The sequence below is a fragment of the Acidovorax sp. SUPP2539 genome (assembly GCF_030158975.1).
Taxonomy (GTDB): Bacteria; Pseudomonadota; Gammaproteobacteria; order Burkholderiales; family Burkholderiaceae_C; genus Paracidovorax.
This window is the reverse complement of record NZ_BQXJ01000005.1, coordinates 126,349-141,568: the sequence shown is the minus strand read 5'-3', so window position 1 is coordinate 141,568 and position 15,220 is coordinate 126,349. Positions and strand designations below refer to the sequence as shown.

The 15,220-nt window shown below is 70.3% G+C and carries 14 protein-coding genes; 10 read left to right on the top strand and 4 right to left on the bottom strand.

Translation table 11 applies throughout. The features are described from left to right. Nucleotides 1–50: 50 nt before the first annotated feature. Both AVTE2539_RS18365 and AVTE2539_RS18360 read right to left on the bottom strand, forming a co-directional pair. Nucleotides 51–950, bottom strand: coding sequence for a ZIP family metal transporter (locus tag AVTE2539_RS18365; RefSeq protein ID WP_284412771.1), 900 nt, complete (start codon nt 948–950; stop codon nt 51–53). Between the two features lie 88 nt (nt 951–1,038). Then, the gene (locus AVTE2539_RS18360) at nt 1,039–1,671 is read right to left on the bottom strand and encodes a superoxide dismutase (RefSeq protein WP_284412769.1); all 633 of its coding nucleotides are present in this window, start codon (nt 1,669–1,671) and stop codon (nt 1,039–1,041) included. Between the two features lie 343 nt (nt 1,672–2,014). On the opposite strand from AVTE2539_RS18360, the gene AVTE2539_RS18355 reads away from it, so the two are divergent. The 8 genes from AVTE2539_RS18355 (at nt 2,015) to AVTE2539_RS18320 (ending at nt 11,526) form a co-directional block, all read left to right on the top strand. Next, nucleotides 2,015–5,113, top strand: a complete 3,099-nt coding sequence (locus tag AVTE2539_RS18355; RefSeq protein WP_284412767.1) for a LodA/GoxA family CTQ-dependent oxidase — start codon at nt 2,015–2,017, stop codon at nt 5,111–5,113. 4 nt (nt 5,114–5,117) lie between these two features. Next, on the top strand, nt 5,118–6,422 hold the full coding sequence (locus AVTE2539_RS18350) for an FAD-dependent monooxygenase (protein ID WP_284412766.1): 1,305 nt from the start codon (nt 5,118–5,120) through the stop codon (nt 6,420–6,422). A 46-nt stretch (nt 6,423–6,468) separates the two neighbouring features. After that, entirely contained in the window at nt 6,469–7,239 is a 771-nt protein-coding gene (locus AVTE2539_RS18345; RefSeq protein ID WP_284412764.1) for an SDR family oxidoreductase, read from the top strand. A gap of 73 nt (nt 7,240–7,312) precedes the next feature. Further along, complete coding sequence (gene moaA, locus AVTE2539_RS18340) at nt 7,313–8,452, top strand: GTP 3',8-cyclase MoaA (RefSeq protein ID WP_272569000.1); 1,140 nt, start codon at nt 7,313–7,315, stop codon at nt 8,450–8,452. Between the two features lie 3 nt (nt 8,453–8,455). Next, nucleotides 8,456–9,133: a molybdenum cofactor guanylyltransferase gene (gene mobA, locus AVTE2539_RS18335; protein ID WP_284412762.1), complete on the top strand. Its 678-nt coding sequence runs from the start codon at nt 8,456–8,458 to the stop codon at nt 9,131–9,133. Then, nucleotides 9,130–9,678 carry a GNAT family N-acetyltransferase gene (locus tag AVTE2539_RS18330; protein WP_284412760.1) on the top strand — a complete coding sequence of 183 codons (549 nt, stop codon included), beginning with the start codon at nt 9,130–9,132 and terminating at the stop codon, nt 9,676–9,678. Before mobA ends, AVTE2539_RS18330 begins: the two co-directional genes overlap by 4 nt. Beyond that, nucleotides 9,675–11,039 carry a molybdopterin molybdotransferase MoeA gene (gene moeA / locus AVTE2539_RS18325; RefSeq protein ID WP_284412758.1) on the top strand — a complete coding sequence of 455 codons (1,365 nt, stop codon included), beginning with the start codon at nt 9,675–9,677 and terminating at the stop codon, nt 11,037–11,039. Before AVTE2539_RS18330 ends, moeA begins: the two co-directional genes overlap by 4 nt. A 154-nt stretch (nt 11,040–11,193) precedes the next feature. Continuing rightward, a complete protein-coding gene (locus AVTE2539_RS18320) occupies nt 11,194–11,526 on the top strand; it encodes a thioredoxin family protein (protein ID WP_284412755.1) in 333 nt (110 codons plus the stop codon). 39 nt (nt 11,527–11,565) lie between these two features. Here the strand turns inward: AVTE2539_RS18320 and rnhA are convergent, their stop codons facing one another. Both rnhA and AVTE2539_RS18310 read right to left on the bottom strand, forming a co-directional pair. Continuing rightward, nucleotides 11,566–12,015, bottom strand: coding sequence for a ribonuclease HI (rnhA, locus tag AVTE2539_RS18315; RefSeq protein ID WP_284400891.1), 450 nt, complete (start codon nt 12,013–12,015; stop codon nt 11,566–11,568). Nucleotides 12,016–12,020: 5 nt separating this feature from the next. Beyond that, the gene (locus AVTE2539_RS18310) at nt 12,021–12,875 is read right to left on the bottom strand and encodes a class I SAM-dependent methyltransferase (protein ID WP_284412753.1); all 855 of its coding nucleotides are present in this window, start codon (nt 12,873–12,875) and stop codon (nt 12,021–12,023) included. Here AVTE2539_RS18310 and gloB point away from each other — a divergent pair. Next, the gene (gene gloB, locus AVTE2539_RS18305) at nt 12,874–13,650 is read left to right on the top strand and encodes a hydroxyacylglutathione hydrolase (RefSeq protein ID WP_284412751.1); all 777 of its coding nucleotides are present in this window, start codon (nt 12,874–12,876) and stop codon (nt 13,648–13,650) included. The two genes, AVTE2539_RS18310 and gloB, sit on opposite strands and share 2 nt — an antisense overlap. Further along, entirely contained in the window at nt 13,647–15,176 is a 1,530-nt protein-coding gene (locus AVTE2539_RS18300) for a transglycosylase SLT domain-containing protein (protein ID WP_284403829.1), read from the top strand. The genes gloB and AVTE2539_RS18300 overlap by 4 nt, the downstream gene beginning before the upstream one ends. Nucleotides 15,177–15,220: the final 44 nt, after the last annotated feature.

The window sequence follows — 15,220 nt, the reverse complement described above, 5'->3', positions numbered from 1 at the left end:
GCCCTAGTGAATATTGTGCTGGAGGCCTTTTTGGCCTCAAGCCCTCTGGATCAGCCCAGCGCGGTGTCCAGGATCATCATGATCACGAAGCCGATCATCAGCCCGCCCGTGGCCCAGGCTTCGTGTCCCTTGCGGTGCGACTCGGGAATGATCTCGTGGCTGATGACGAACAGCATCGCCCCGGCCGCAAAGCCCAGGCCCCAAGGCAGCAGGTGAGAGGAAAAGCCGATGACCGTGGCGCCCAGCACTGCGCCCAGCGGCTCCACCAGGCCTGACGCCATGCCCAGCGCCACGGCCAGCCAGCGTTTGTAGCCGGCGGCCAGCAAGGCCACGGCCACCACCAGGCCCTCGGGCACGTCCTGGATGGCGATGCCGGCCGTGAGCGTGCCGGCGCGCAGCGCATCGGCGCCACCGTAGGCCACGCCGATGGCCAGGCCCTCGGGCAGGTTGTGCAGCGCGATCGCGAAGACGAACAGCCAGGTGCGCCGCAGCGTGCGCGGCGACGGGCCGCCCTCCACGCCCTTGATGAAATGCTCGTGCGGTAGCAGCCGTTCCATGACCAGCAGCGCGAGTCCACCCAGCAGGATGGAGGTGCCGATGATGCCGCCCGCGCCCCAGGCTCCCGCGCCCGCCGACTGGGCCGCGGCAATGCCGGGAATGATGAGCGAGAACGAGCAGGCCGCCAGCATCACCCCGGCGCCGAAGCCGAACAGCGTGTCCTGCACCCGCTCGGACAGCCGCTGCGAGAACACCACCGGCAGCGTGCCCAGCGCGGTCGCCAGGGCCGCCACCAGCCCCCCGTGCCAGGCCTGCTCCACGCGCGGGTTGTCGGCCAGGAATTGGAAGAACTGCCGGCCCAGCACCAGGACGCCGGCCAGCACGATGGCCACCCCCATCCATCTGCGCATGCGCCAGCCGGTACGTCCGGTGAGTGTGTCGTCAGCGTTCATGTGCAAGGCCCTGGTCGGAGGGTGGATCGATGGGTCGGAAACGGGGAGCGCCGTCAGAACGAAGAATCGCTGCGGCCGTCCCCGGGCGTCAACCGTGGGCCTTCGCGTAGCGGCGGGCCACTTCGGCCCAGTCCACGACGTTATAGAACGCGGCGATGTATTCCGGGCGGCGGTTTTGGTACTTCAGGTAGTAGGCGTGCTCCCACACGTCCAGGCCCAGGATGGGCGTGTTGCCTGACAGCAGGCCTGCCATGAGCGGGCTGTCCTGGTTGCCGCTGCTCTCCACCGCAAGCTGGCCGCCGGGCGTGACGGACAGCCAGGCCCAGCCACTGCCGAAGCGGGTGAGCGCGGCCTTGGTGAAGGCCTCCTTGAAGGCGTCGAACCCGCCCAGCTCCGCATCGATGGCCTGCGCCAGCGCGCCGGAGGGCTGCCCGCCGCCGCCCTGGCCCGCCGGCGCCATCACGGTCCAGAACAGGCTGTGGTTGGCATGCCCGCCACCGTTGTTGCGCACGGGCGCCTGCAGCTTCTCGGGCAGCGTCTGCACCTGGGCCACCAGCGCCTCGATGGACAGGTCGGCCTGCGGCGTGCCTTCCAGCGCGGCGTTCAGGTTGTTGACGTAGGTTTGGTGGTGCTTGGTGTGGTGGATTTCCATGGTCTGCGCATCGATGTGGGGTTCGAGCGCGTCGTAGGCATAGGGCAGAGCGGGAAGCGTATGGGGCATGGTTTTCACTTTCTAAAAAGGGAGCGGAAACGGGTGACCGGACGACCTGGGAACGGGCTCTGGAAGATGGCCCGCCCAGAAAACCCTGTCTTTCGAAATGATAATTATTTTCATTCACCACAATAATGGCACGGTTTTGCGCAGGGTTTTGTGGGATTTGCGCCTGCATGTACGCACCACGCAGTGGTGTCGCTCTTTTTCCACCGGGTGGAAACCCTGAACATTCCCCCTACCGTTCCCCCGCAGAATGTTTGGGTCCCAAAGCGCACGGCGGTCATGCCGTCCTTTTCGGGAGGGAGCGTTACATCGTCCAGGACGATCCATAAAACAAAGGAGGGTTGCGATGAAAAGCACGTCAGTTCCACCCGCGCCGTCGGCCGCCACCAGCACCTGCGCCGGCACACCCATCACCCTGCCCCCGACCTTGCCGCCCAGCCCCTGCTGCTGCGACAGCGATCCGGTGGCCGGGCTCAAACAGCTGTTCGTGGACTATTTCCAGGGCAAGGGCATGGCGGCGGGCCGCGACCCGGCCACGCGGCCCGTGTTCCTGCGACTGCACGGCGTGGCGCATGGCCAGTTCACCATCGATCCGAACCTGCCGCCCGAGCTGCGGGTCGGCGTGTTCGGACAGGCGCCGCAGTACCCGGTGTGGGTGCGCTTCTCGGCCGACGTGCAGCCCGGCAACCCCGATCTCAAGGGCACCACGGGCATCGCGATCAAGCTTTTCGGGGTGCAGGGGCGCAAGCTGCTGGAGCCCGATCAGGACGCCACCACGCAGGACTTCATCCTGCAGAACCACGACGTGTTCTTCACCGACACCGCGCGGGACATGTGCGAGTTCACCTGCGAATCGCTGCACGGCCGGGGCGATGCCTACCTGAAGGCACACCCCGTCACTGCGCAGATCCTGAACGACATGGAAAAGACGGTGGACTCCGTGCTGGCCACCGACTACTGGAGCGTGCTGCCCTCCTGCTTCGGCCAGGGCCGCTTCGTCAAATACAAGATCGAGCCGGTGCAGGCGCCGCCGGCCGACGCGCCGCCGGACTTCGACGACCCGTTCTACCTGCGGGCCGACCTGCATGCCCGCCTGCGCAAGGGCCCGGCGCGCTTTCGCTTCCTGGTGCAGTTCCAGACCAACGACCACGACATGCCACTCGACGCCGCCACGGTGCGCTGGAGCGAGCAGGCCAGCGTGCCGATCGAAGTCGGCATCCTGGAGCTGCCCCAGCAGGACCTGGACGCCCGCGGCCAGTCGGGCTACGGCGAAAACCTGGCCTACAACCCCTGGCATGCCCTGCCCGAGCACATGCCCATGGGCAGCATCGCCGAGGCGCGCAAGGCCGTGTACAGGGCCTCATCCGAAAACCGCCGCAACGTGAACGGCGTGCCGCTGGGCGAGCCCGTGGTGCCCCGTCCGGCGCAGTACGCGCCCGGCGTGGACTACCCCGCCGCGAAGGACACGCGCATCGTGCGCGCCGCCATCCACCCCGCCATCGGCATCGCCCGGGTGGGCAACAGCGAGACGGCGTTCTACCTGGGCCCGCAGGTGGTGAACCCGCCGCCGCAGCCCCAGGGCTTTTACCGCGATGCCACCGGCGCGCTCAAGCGCGAGGCCGCGCAGTTCCGCATCTACGGCTACAACGCCGCGGGCGACGTGGTGCGCGAGCTGACCGCCGACTGGGCCGACATCGAATGGTCCGTGCACGTCGCCAACAGCAAGGCGGCCTGGTACCAGTGGCAGATCGCGCTCGACATTCCGGAGGCGGCCAAAACCCAGTTGCCGCTGCGCAATGCCAAGAACGCCGCGCGCGACACGCTGGTCATCGACGCGGGCGTTCAGCGCATCGCCGGCCGCAACGCGGCGCCGGTGTCCTGCACCGGGCAGTTCACCGGCGTGCCGGTCAAGATCGGCGAGCTGCAGACCGACGCCAGCGGCCGGCTGGTGTTCCTGCCCGGCCACGGCGTCTCGGCCTCGCCCACGGGCAGCCCGATCTTCAACCCCGCGGACGGCGACTCGTTCATCAACGCCGACGGCTGGTACGACGACACCTGCGACGGCCCGGTCTCGGCCACGGTGCGCATCGAGGGCCAGGAGATTCCGGTGGAATCCGCCTGGGTGGTGACCGCCCCGCCCAACTACGCACCGCAGGTCAAGACCCAGCGCACGCTGTACGACCTGCTGCAGGACCTGTACGTGCAGGCCGGCTGGCTGCCCGCGCCTGCCACGATCTCGTTCGCCGACGACGTGTACCCCATCCTGCAGCGCCTGTCGGGCCTGCAATGGGTGAACCAGGGCTTCGCCACTCTGTTCGGCCACCAGGGGCAGTACGACTTCGAGAACCCCGCGCTGATCGAGCGGCTCTCCGCCCTGCCCCCCGCAGGCGGCTACGACCCCAACGCCGAACTGCGCCGGCAGGTGTTCAACAGCTTCCGCCCCCCCAGCCCACCGGACGGCAACCAGATGCCCTGGCCCTGGCTGTACGGCGATGCGATGACCGTGCCCGCAGGCCAGAGCCCGCGCCAGAACGCCAGCATCAGCCAGACGCAGAGCAATGTGCTGGCGCGCTGGGTGCAGGGCGACTTCGTCTCCGACTGGGATGCCGGCCGCCAGCTGCCGGTCAGCATCGACGCGGTGCCGCTCGCGCAGCAGCCCGCCACGCTGGACCAGGCGGCGCTGGAGTTCTGCCTGGCCGACGCCTTCCACCCCGGCTGCGAGATGACCTGGCCCATGCGCCACCTGACGCTGTACAGCCGCCCGTTCCGCATCCGCCAGCGCCCGGCGGGCACGGCCGAGCCGAGCTACGGGCCCACGCTCGACCAGGCCACCGCGCTGTCGGCCCAGGGGCCGCTGTATGCCCAGGGACCCGGCGACATCAACCGCTGGATGGGCCTGCCCTGGCAGGCCGACACGGCCTACTGCCGAGCGGGGTACGACACCGCCTACGACCCGTTCGCGCCCACCTTCTGGCCGGCCCGCGTGCCCAACCACGTGCTGACGGCCGAGGACTACGCCATCGTCGTGGACCCGCAGCAGCCCATGGCCCGGCGCATCGAGGCGTTCTCCAACCGCACCAGCTGGAACAAGCCGCTGCACGGCACCACGGCGGGGCAGATGGAAGAGATGGTGCGCATCTTCGGATCGATGGGCCTCGTGGAGGTGCGCCCGGGCGTGCCGGACGATCCGGCCTTCCCGGCGCAGATGATGGTGGCGTCGTACGGCCCCGATGTCGCGGCCGCCGATGCCGCCAGCCTCAGCGACGCCGCGCTGGCCGCGCAGACCCGCCTGCTGGGCGCCGCCGCCATCGAGGGCGCCGCGGCCGATGCCACCGCCCCCATCCACCCGAAGGCACGCCCGCTGCCGCACGGCGCCAATTTCGGCTCGCACGCCGAAGCGCAGAACGCGCCGCTGCCGGTGCGCCGCCGGCCGCCGGGCGGCTGAGCGCGTGCCCCGCCTGGAAGCCGGGCAGGCGTTCGACGTGGCCATCGCCGGCGGCGGCCCCGCCGGCGCGGCCTGCGCCATTCTCCTGGCCCGCGCCGGGCTGCGCGTGCTGCTGGCCGATGGCGGCGGCGAGCGGGCCTTTCGCATCGGCGAGGGCCTGCCGCCGCCCGTGCGCAGCCTGCTGGGGGAACTCGGCGTGCTCGACCGCGTGCTGGCGGACGGCCACCGCCCCAGCTACGGCACCCTCGCCTATTGGGGCGGACTGGCCGGCCACGCCAACGACACCCTGCGCCAGCTGCATGGCAATGGCTTGCAACTGGACCGCGTGCGCTTCGACGCCACGCTGCGGGCGGCCGCCAGTGAGGCGGGCTGTACGGTCGCGCTTTCCACCCACCTGCAGTGCGACGATGCGCAAGGCGCCGACCCCGCCGGCAGCAACGGCACCGCCTCGGCGGACCCGCAGGAGGCATCCGGCCCGTTGCACCGGCTGCAGTTGCGCCGCTCGGGCGAATCCCTGTCGCACGTGACGGCACGCTGGCTGATCGACGCCAGCGGCCGCATGGCGACCCAGGCCTGCCGGCTCGGCGCGCGCCGCCGCCACTACGACCGGCTGCTGGCCTTCTACCAGCGCCTGCGCACCGACAGCCGCACCGACCTGGACGGCCGAACCTGGGTCGAGGCGGTCGAAGACGGCTGGTGGTACAGCGTGCTGCTGCCCAGTGGAGAACGCGTGGTGGCCTTCCTGGGCGATGCCGACCTGCTGGACCGCCGCACCCTGCTGGACGACGACGGCCTGTGGCAGCACCTGCAGCACACCACCCACCTGGGCGCGCTGTGCGCCGAGCACGGCTATCGCCCCCACGGCGCGGTGCAGGGCGCCGATGCCTGCAGCGCCGAACTCGATCGTGCGGCCGGCGAGCGCTGGCTGGCGGTGGGCGACGCCGCCCTCGCCTTCGACCCGCTGTCGTCCAAGGGCATCGGCAACGCGCTCTACACCGGCATGCGCGCGGCACAGGCGGTGCTGGCGTACGGGGCTGGCGACCTGCTGGCGCCGCAGCGCTATGCCGACCACCTGCGGGACATCCACCGGGTGTACCGCAAGCAGTTGCAGGGCTTCTACGCGATGGAAACGCGCTGGCCCGGTGCCGCCTTCTGGGCGCGCCGGCAGACGAGCCACCCTGTCGCGCAGGGGGCAGTGCCGGAGACGCCGGGCGGGAAAGCGGTGGCTACACTGCCTTGGCCGCCCGCGCAACCAACGGCCACCGGCCGCGAGAACCCATCCAACGGAATCCCGCCACCGCCCTGGTGAAAATTGCGCAGGCAGCTATCGGAAACATAGCGCCATCGGAGGCTTCATGCGCGTGCAAGGCAAATCCATCATCGTCACCGGCGCCGGCAACGGCATCGGCGAAGGCATCGCCAAGCGGCTCGCGGCCGAGGGCGGCCGGGTCATCGTCAACGACATCCAGGCCACCGGGGGCCAGCGCGTGGCGGCCGAGATCCGCGCGACGGGCGGCACGGCGGACTTCTTCGCCGCCGACGTCACCCGCTCTAGCGACATGAAAGCCCTGGTGGACGAGGCCGTGCGCCTTCATGGCCGGCTCGACGTGGTCGTGAACAACGCCGGCTGGACGCACCGCAACCGCCCCATGCTGGAGGTGAGCGAGGAAGAGTTCGACAAGGTGTACGCCATCAACGTCAAAAGCCTCTACCTCTCGGCCATCCACGCCGTGCCGGCCATGCGCGCCAACCCGGGCACAACGGGCGGCAGCTTCATCAACATCGCCTCCACCGCCGGCCTGCGGCCCCGCCCGGGCCTCACCTGGTACAACGGGTCGAAGGGCGCGGTCATCACCACCAGCAAGTCGATGGCGGCCGAACTGGGCCCCGACAACATCCGCGTGAACTGCATCAACCCGGTGTTCAACCCCGACACGGGCCTGGCCGCCGAGTTCGCCGGCGGGCCGGTGGACGACGCGCGCCGCGCCAAATTCCTCGCCTCGATTCCGCTGGGGCGTTTTTCCACCGCGCTCGACGTGGCCAACGCGGCGCTGTACCTGGCCAGCGACGAAGCGGCCTTCGTGAGCGGCGTGTGCATCGAGGTGGATGGCGCCCGCTGCGTCTGATCGCCGCCGGCCGACAGCGGCGCGGCCCATTGCGCCGATAACCCTACCGCACCCCATGCGGCAAAATCCGCCCATGGCTGAACGTGTCATCCCCCTGGTGGACCAGCGCATCGCTGCGCTGCGCCCCGCCGTGCCGCAGGGCCTGGCCGGGATTCCATCGGGATGGCTGACCGACACGCTCGGTCGCCCGCTGCGGGACCTGCGCATCAGCGTGACCGATCGCTGCAACTTCCGCTGCGCGTACTGCATGCCCAAGGAGGTGTTCGACAAGGACTACCCCTATCTGCCGCACAGCGCGCTGCTCAGCTTCGAGGAAATCACCCGCCTGGCCCGCAGCTTCGTCGACCACGGCGTGCGCAAAATCCGGCTCACGGGCGGCGAGCCGCTGCTGCGCAAGCACCTCGAAAACCTCGTCGGCATGCTGGCGCAGCTGCGCATGCCGGACGGCACGGCGCCCGACCTCACGCTGACCACCAACGGCTCGCTGCTCGCGCGCAAGGCCCAGGCGCTCAAGGACGCCGGGCTGAACCGACTCACGGTGAGCCTGGACAGCCTGCAGGACGCGGTGTTCCGGCACATGAACGATGTGGACTTTCCGGTGGCCGAGGTGCTGGCCGGCATCGACGCGGCACAGGCCGCGGGGTTCGCGCGCATCAAGGTCAACATGGTGGTCAAGCGCGGCACCAACGACCACGAGATCGTGCCCATGGCGCGGCACTTTCGCGGCACGGGCGTGACGCTGCGCTTCATCGAATACATGGACGTGGGCGCCACCAACGGCTGGCGAATGGACGAGGTGCTGCCATCCGCCGACGTGATCGAGCGGCTGCAGGCCCACCTGCCCCTGGTGCCCCTGCCCGAACAGGCCCCCGGGGAAACCGCGCGCCGCTGGGGCTACGCCGATGCCACCGGGCGCCACGACCCGGCGCTGGGCGAGGTGGGCGTGATCGGCAGCGTCACGCAAGCGTTTTGCGGCGACTGCAACCGCGCCCGCCTGTCGATGGAAGGCAGCCTCTACCTGTGCCTGTTCGCCACCCAGGGCTGGGACCTGCGCAGCCTGCTGCGTGGCGGCGCCACCGATGCCGACATCGCCGCCGCCATCGCCGGCATCTGGAACGGCCGCGGCGACCGCTATTCCGAACTGCGCAGCAGCCTGCCTGCGGACACCGGCCAGGGCGCGCGGCGGGTGGAAATGAGCTACATCGGCGGCTGACGCATGGATGACGCCACCCGCATCACCGGGCTGGTGCTGGCCGGCGGCCAGGGCACGCGCATGGGCGGGCAGGACAAGGGCCTGCAGCCCTTCCAGGGCGTTCCGCTGGCGCTGCATGCGATGCAGCGGCTGCAGTCCCAGGTCGGCCCGCGGCTGGTCAGCGCCAACCGCCACCTCGACCGCTACGCCGCCTTCGGCGTCCCGGTCGTGACCGATGCCGAGCCCGGCCACGCCGGGCCGCTGGCGGGTTTTCTGGCAGGCCTGTCGTGCTGCGAAACCCCGTGGCTGCTCACCGTGCCCTGCGACACGCCGCTGTTTCCGCCCGATCTGGCCCGGCGCCTGATGGCCGCGGCCTGGGCCATGGACACGGCAGGCGGTCCTGCGGATCTGGCCATCGCCGCCGCGCCGCAAGCCGATGGGCCGGCCACCGACGCCCTCCACCCGGGCGCACCGGGCCCCGCGCTCCTGCGCACGCAGCCGGTGTTCTGCCTCCTGCGGGCCTCGCTGCGGGAGTCGCTCGCGCAATTCATGGCGGGCGGCGGCCGCAAGATCGGCGCCTGGATCGCCCAGCACCGGTGCGCGGTGGCCGCCTTCGACCAGCCCGGCGACGACCCGCTCGGCTTTTGCAACGCCAACACCCTGGCCGAACTGCACGCGCTCGAACGCGCGCTCGCCCCATGACCCCTGACCCCTTCCGGATCGACGTGCTCGGCCCCGCGCACCTGCACGCCTACAAGGCCTTGCGCGACGAGGCGCTGCGCTGCGCGCCCGAGGCCTTCACCTCCGACCACGCCAGCGCGGCGCTGCGCCCGGCCCAGTCGTATGCCGAGCGCTTCGGCGCGCCCGCCACGGGCACCTTCTTCCTCGGGGCGTTCGCCGCGGACGGCCAGTTGCTGGGCAGCATCGGCTGCGAGCGCGAGGCCCGCCTGCAGCAGCGCCACTGCGCCAGCGTGGTGGGCATGATGGTGGCGCCGCACGCGCAGCGCGGCGGCGTCGGGCGCGCGCTGGTGCAGGCCTGCGTGCAGCTCGCCGAACAGGTGGCCGGGCTGCAACAACTGGTGCTCACCGTCACCGCCGCCAACACCCACGTCGTGCGCCTGTACGAGCGCGCGGGCTTTCGCGCCTGGGGCCTGCTGCCGCGCGCGGTGGTCATCCAGGGCATCGGGCACGACAAGCTGCACATGGTGCGGTGGCTGCCGGCCTCTCCTCTTTTTTCTGCCGCATGAAGACCCTTGCACAGATCGCCGCCGGCCTGCCCGGCTACGACGCCCACGCCCTGGGTGCCGAGGCCGTCACCGCCTTCCTCGAACAACTGGTGCAGCCGGTGGCCGGCACCGAAACCGTGGCGCTGTCCGCGGCGCTCGACCGGGTGCTGGCCTGCGACCTCGTCTCGCCCATCAGCGTGCCGCCGCACGACAACTCGGCCATGGACGGCTATGCATTCGACGGCTCGGCATTGCGCGCCGGCCAGCCGCTGTCGTTGCGGGTGGCCGGCACCGCCCTGGCCGGCCGGCCCTGGGTGGGCCGTGCCGCACCCGGGGAATGCGTTCGCATCATGACCGGCGCCGTCATGCCGCCAGGGCTGGACACGGTGGTGCCGCAAGAGCTGGCCACCGTGCAGGGCGACACCGTGCACCTCGCGGCCTGCGCGGTGCGGCCCGGCGACCACCGGCGCCGCGCGGGCGAAGACCTGGTGCAGGGCGGCGTGGCGCTGGCCCGTGGCGAGCGGCTCACCCCCGCCGCGCTCGGCCTGGTGGCCAGCCTGGGCCTGCCTACGGTCACCGTGTTCCGCCGCCTGCGCGTGGCGTGCTTTTCGACCGGCGACGAGTTGCTGGGCCCGGGCGACGCCCCGCGCGAGGGCGCCGTGTACGACAGCAACCGGTACGCCCTCATCGGCCTGCTGGCCCGGCTGGGCGTGGAGCCGATCGACCTGGGCGTGGTGCCCGATTCGCCCGCGCAACTCGAAGCCGCGCTGCGCCAGGCAGGGCTGCAGGCGGATGCCGTCATCACCAGCGGGGGCGTGAGCGAAGGCGATGCGGACCACCTGCGCTCCACGGTGCAACGGCTGGGCGACGTGGCGTTCTGGCAAGTCGCCATGCGGCCCGGCCGGCCGATGGCGGTGGGGCGGCTGCGCAGCGAGCACGCCTCTGGAGTAGATGCCGAAATGGCCTTCAGCACAATCAGTACTAGGGCATACAGCTATGAAAAAAATAGCAAACCCATTTCAACCAACGGGACCCTTTGGTTCGGCCTGCCCGGCAATCCCGTCGCCGTGATGGTGGCCTTCCTGGCGTTCGTGCGGCCTGCGCTGCTGCGCGCCATGGGCTGCACCCGCGCGGCCCCGCCGCTGCTGCGCGCGGTGAGCACCGAGCCCCTGCGCAAGAAGGCCGGCCGCACCGAGTACCAGCGCGGCATCGTCAGCACCGCGCCGGATGGATCGCTGCAGGTGCGCACCACCGGCCACCAGGGCTCGGGGGTGCTCCATTCCATGGTGCAGGCCAACGGCCTCATCGTGCTGCACCCGCCCCGGGGGCCGGTGGCCGCGGGGGAGACCGTGGACGTGATGATGTTCGATGGCGCGCTGTGAACCGCCTGCCAGTCCGGTCCCACAGCCTGGCGGCGCATGCGCCGGACGCGGTGCCTGCGGGCACAGGCCTATGCTGAAAGACAGGTTCCCCCGGCCAACCCCGCCGGGCCAACCCACGCCCCGCACACAACCACATGACAAGGACCCCATCGCCATGACCTATTGCGCCCGCCACCTCGAACAGCCCCCCGCCCGCGAAGACGTGGACCGCCTGGCCGGTGCCACGGTGCTGGAGTTCGGAACGCCCTGGTGCGGCCACTGCCAGGGGGCGCAGCCGCTCATCCAGGCCGCGCTGGAGGGCCGGGACGATGTGGCCCACGTCAAGGTCGAGGACGGACCGGGCCAGCGACTGGGCCGCAGCTTCGGCGTGAAGCTCTGGCCGACCCTTGTCTTCCTGCGCGACGGCAAAGAGGTGGGCCGCGTGGTGCGGCCCCAGGGACCGGAGCCGCTGCAGGCCGGCCTGCAGGCGATCGCGCCCGGGGCCTGACGGACGCGGGCCTGGCGGACGCAGGCCTCGACGGCGGCTTCAGCCGCGCCCGAGCGCCTTGTCCACTCCTTTGTTGGCCAGGGCATCGGCACGCTCGTTGCCCGGGTCGCCCGCATGGCCCTTCACCCAGCGCCAGTCGATCACGTGGCCGCCCTGGGCCACCAGATCGTCCAGCCGCTTCCACAGCTCCACGTTCTTGACCGGCTGGCCGGCGGCCGTGCGCCAGCCTTTTTTCTTCCAGCCCTGGATCCATTCGGTGATGCCCTTGCGCACGTACTGGCTGTCCAGGAACAACGTCACCTCGCACGGCCGCTTGAGCGCCCCTAGGGCCTCGATCACCGCGAGCAGCTCCATGCGGTTGTTCGTCGTGCCCAGCTCCCCGCCGAACAATTCCTTTTCCAGCGCGCCCGAACGCAGCACCACCCCCCAGCCGCCAGGGCCCGGATTGCCTTTGCAAGCCCCGTCGGTATAGATCACAACCTGATTCAAAAACGTTACTCCCGTCCATTCACATGAAAGGCCGGCCCGCCATCGCGGACCGTGCCGCGATTGGCCACCGGCACCGGCGCCGCAGCGCCCTTGGGCGCGCGGCGCCAGGGCGCGCCCAGCAGCCGCACGCCGTGCACGCGCTTGACCGCCACCACCACATAGGCGGCCCCGAGTATCGGCCACCAGCGGGCCCCCAGTCCGTCCATCCAGTCGAAACGCTCCAGCCAGGGCGCGCTGCGCACCGCCGGCCGGTAGCAGCCGAAGCTGACCGACTCGACCTCGAAATTGAGCAGCCGCAGCCAGTCGCGCAGCCGCCAGTGGCCGATGAACTCGCCCACGTCGGGCAGGTACAGCCGCCCGCCCGCACCCAGGCGCTGGTACAGCCGCGCCCGGCGCTGGCGCAGGCCCCACAGGCTCACTGGATTCAGCCCGCTGATGACCACCCGCCCCTCGGGCACCAGCACGCGCTGCACCTCGCGCAGCGCGGCATGGGGGTCGATGCTGAGTTCCAGCGCATGCGGCAGCAGCACCAGATCGAGGCTGTTCTCCGAGAAAGGCAGGGCCACCGGATCGGCCAGCAGGGCGGGCTCGCCCGGTTCTCCGCCCCCCAGGGCCCCGGCCGCGTGCCAGCCGGCCGCCTCGTCGGTCCACAGCAGGGTTTCTTCCGCGCCCAGCGCCAGCCAGCGGTGGGGCATGCGGTTGGCGCGCAGCCCCTGCAAACCAGGCATTCCGAGCTGCAGGGCGTGGTAGCCGAAGATGTCGGCCACCAGCTCGTCATAGCGTTCCTGCTCCCACGCCAGCAGGTATCGGCCGGGGGAAGAGTCGAACCAGTGGTGCAAACCTATAATTTCATCGCTCATGAACTTGCTGCCGCTGCCCGCCTTTACCGACAACTACATCTGGATGCTGCACGACACGCAGGCTGCGGTCGTGGTCGATCCGGGAGAAGCGGGCCCGGTGTTGCAGGCATTGCAAACCCTGGACCTGCCATTGCAGGCGATTCTAGTCACGCACCACCACGCCGATCATGTCGGCGGCGTGCCGGCGCTGCGCGAGGCCACCGGCGCCCGCGTCTTCGGCCCCACGCACGAAACCGTGCCCGAGCCCATCACCCGCCTGGTGCAGGGCGACACGGCCGAGGTGCTGGGCCTGCGCTTTCAGGTTTTCGACGTGCCCGGCCACACGGCGGGGCACATCGCCTACTACGCCCCCGATGTGAACGGCGCCCCCGTGCTGTTCTGCGGGGACACCCTCTTTTCCGGCGGCTGCGGCCGGCTGTTCGAAGGCACGCCCGCGCAGATGCAGGCGTCGCTCGACACCCTGGCCGCGCTGCCAGGCGACACCCGTGTGTGCTGCGCACACGAGTACACGCTGTCCAACCTCAAGTTCGCCCGGGCGGTGGAGCCCGGCAACGGGACGTTGCGGCAATACACCCGCGACTGCGAGGCGCTGCGGCAGCAGGGCCGGCCCACGCTGCCCTCGCGCCTGGCCACCGAGCGCGACATCAACCCTTTCCTGCGCACGCGGCAACCCACGGTGGCCCAGGCCGCCCGGGCCTTCGATGCGCAGGTCGATCCCCAAGATGCAGTGGCCGTTCTGGCGGCGCTGCGCCAATGGAAAAACGAGTTTCAATGAAAATTTTGCACATCCTGGGCCTGGCAAGCGTGGTCTGGCTCACCGGCTGCGCCACGCAAGGCACCCCGCCCGGAAGCGCCGCGAACAAGGACGGTTCTGCGCCGGCCACCACCGACACCTCGTCTTCTTCCCACACCCCCCTGATCCCCTCCGGTCCGCTGCAGCCGATCTCGGCCGTGCAGGCCAGCAACGGCGAGGTGGCATCGCTCTACGCGCCCTCCGACCTGTGGGACCGCATCCGCCGCGGTTTCGCCATGCCAGATCTGGATCAGGACCTCGTGCGCGACCGCGAGCAGTGGTATGCCACGCGCCCCGACTACATGCAGCGCATGACCGAGCGCTCGAGCAAATACCTGTTCCACATCGTCGAAGAGCTCGAACTGCGGGGGATGCCCACCGAGCTGGCCCTGCTGCCCTACATCGAGAGCGCCTTCAATCCGCAGGCCGTCTCCAGCGCCAAGGCCGCCGGCATGTGGCAGTTCATGCCGGCCACCGGCAGTGACTACCAGCTCAAGCAGAACGCCTTCCGCGACGACCGCCGCGACGTGCTGGCCTCCACGCGCGCCGCGCTCGACTACCTGCAGCGCCTGTACGGCATGTTCGGCGACTGGCATCTGGCGCTGGCCGCCTACAACTGGGGCGAAGGCAGCGTGAGCCGGGCCATCGCACGCAACCAGAAGCTGGGCCTGGGCACCAGCTACACCGAACTCACCATGCCGGCCGAAACCCGCATGTACGTGCCCAAGCTGCAGGCGGTGAAGAACATCGTCGCCAACCCGCAGGCGTTTCGCACCGAACTGCCGCTGATCGAAAACCACCCCTATTTCCAGACGGTGGACATCACGCACGACATCGATGTCTCGCTGGTGGCCAGCCTGGCCGGCGTGCGCGAAGAGGATTTCCGCGCGCTCAATCCCTCGTTGCACCGCCCCGTGATCCTGGCCGCGGGCATGCCGCAGATCCTGCTGCCCTGGGACAACGCCAAGGTGTTCCTCAAGAACCTGGAAGCCCACCGCGAAGGCCAGTACGCCAGCTGGACGGTGTGGAGCGTACCCACCACCATGACGGTGGCAACCGCTGCCCAACGCGTCGGCATGAGCGAGAACGACCTGCGCAGCGTGAACCGCATTCCGCCGCGCATGATGATCAAGGCGGGCTCGGCCCTGATGGTGCCCCGCGCCACCACCACGCGGCAGGACGTGTCCAGCCAGGTGGCCGACAACGGGCAGGTCGCGTTCACGCCGGAGATCGTCACGCGCCGCACCACGGTGCGCGCCGGCAAGCGCGACTCGGTCGCCAGCATCGCCAACCGCTACAAGGTGAGCGCCGCCAATGTGGCCGAATGGAACGACGTCAAGGCCAACGCCGCCTTCAAGGCCGGCCAGCAGGTCGTGATGTACCTGCCGGTGAAGCTGGCTGCCACCTCATCCGCGCGCCCGGCCATCAAGCAGACCTCCACGCGCGGCGCCAAGGCCCCTGCGGCCCCCACCCGCAAGGGTGGAACACCCTCGCGCAAGAAGCGCTGAGCGGCAGCCGGGCCGAACTAAAGCATTGCCCCGGAGAGGCTGGC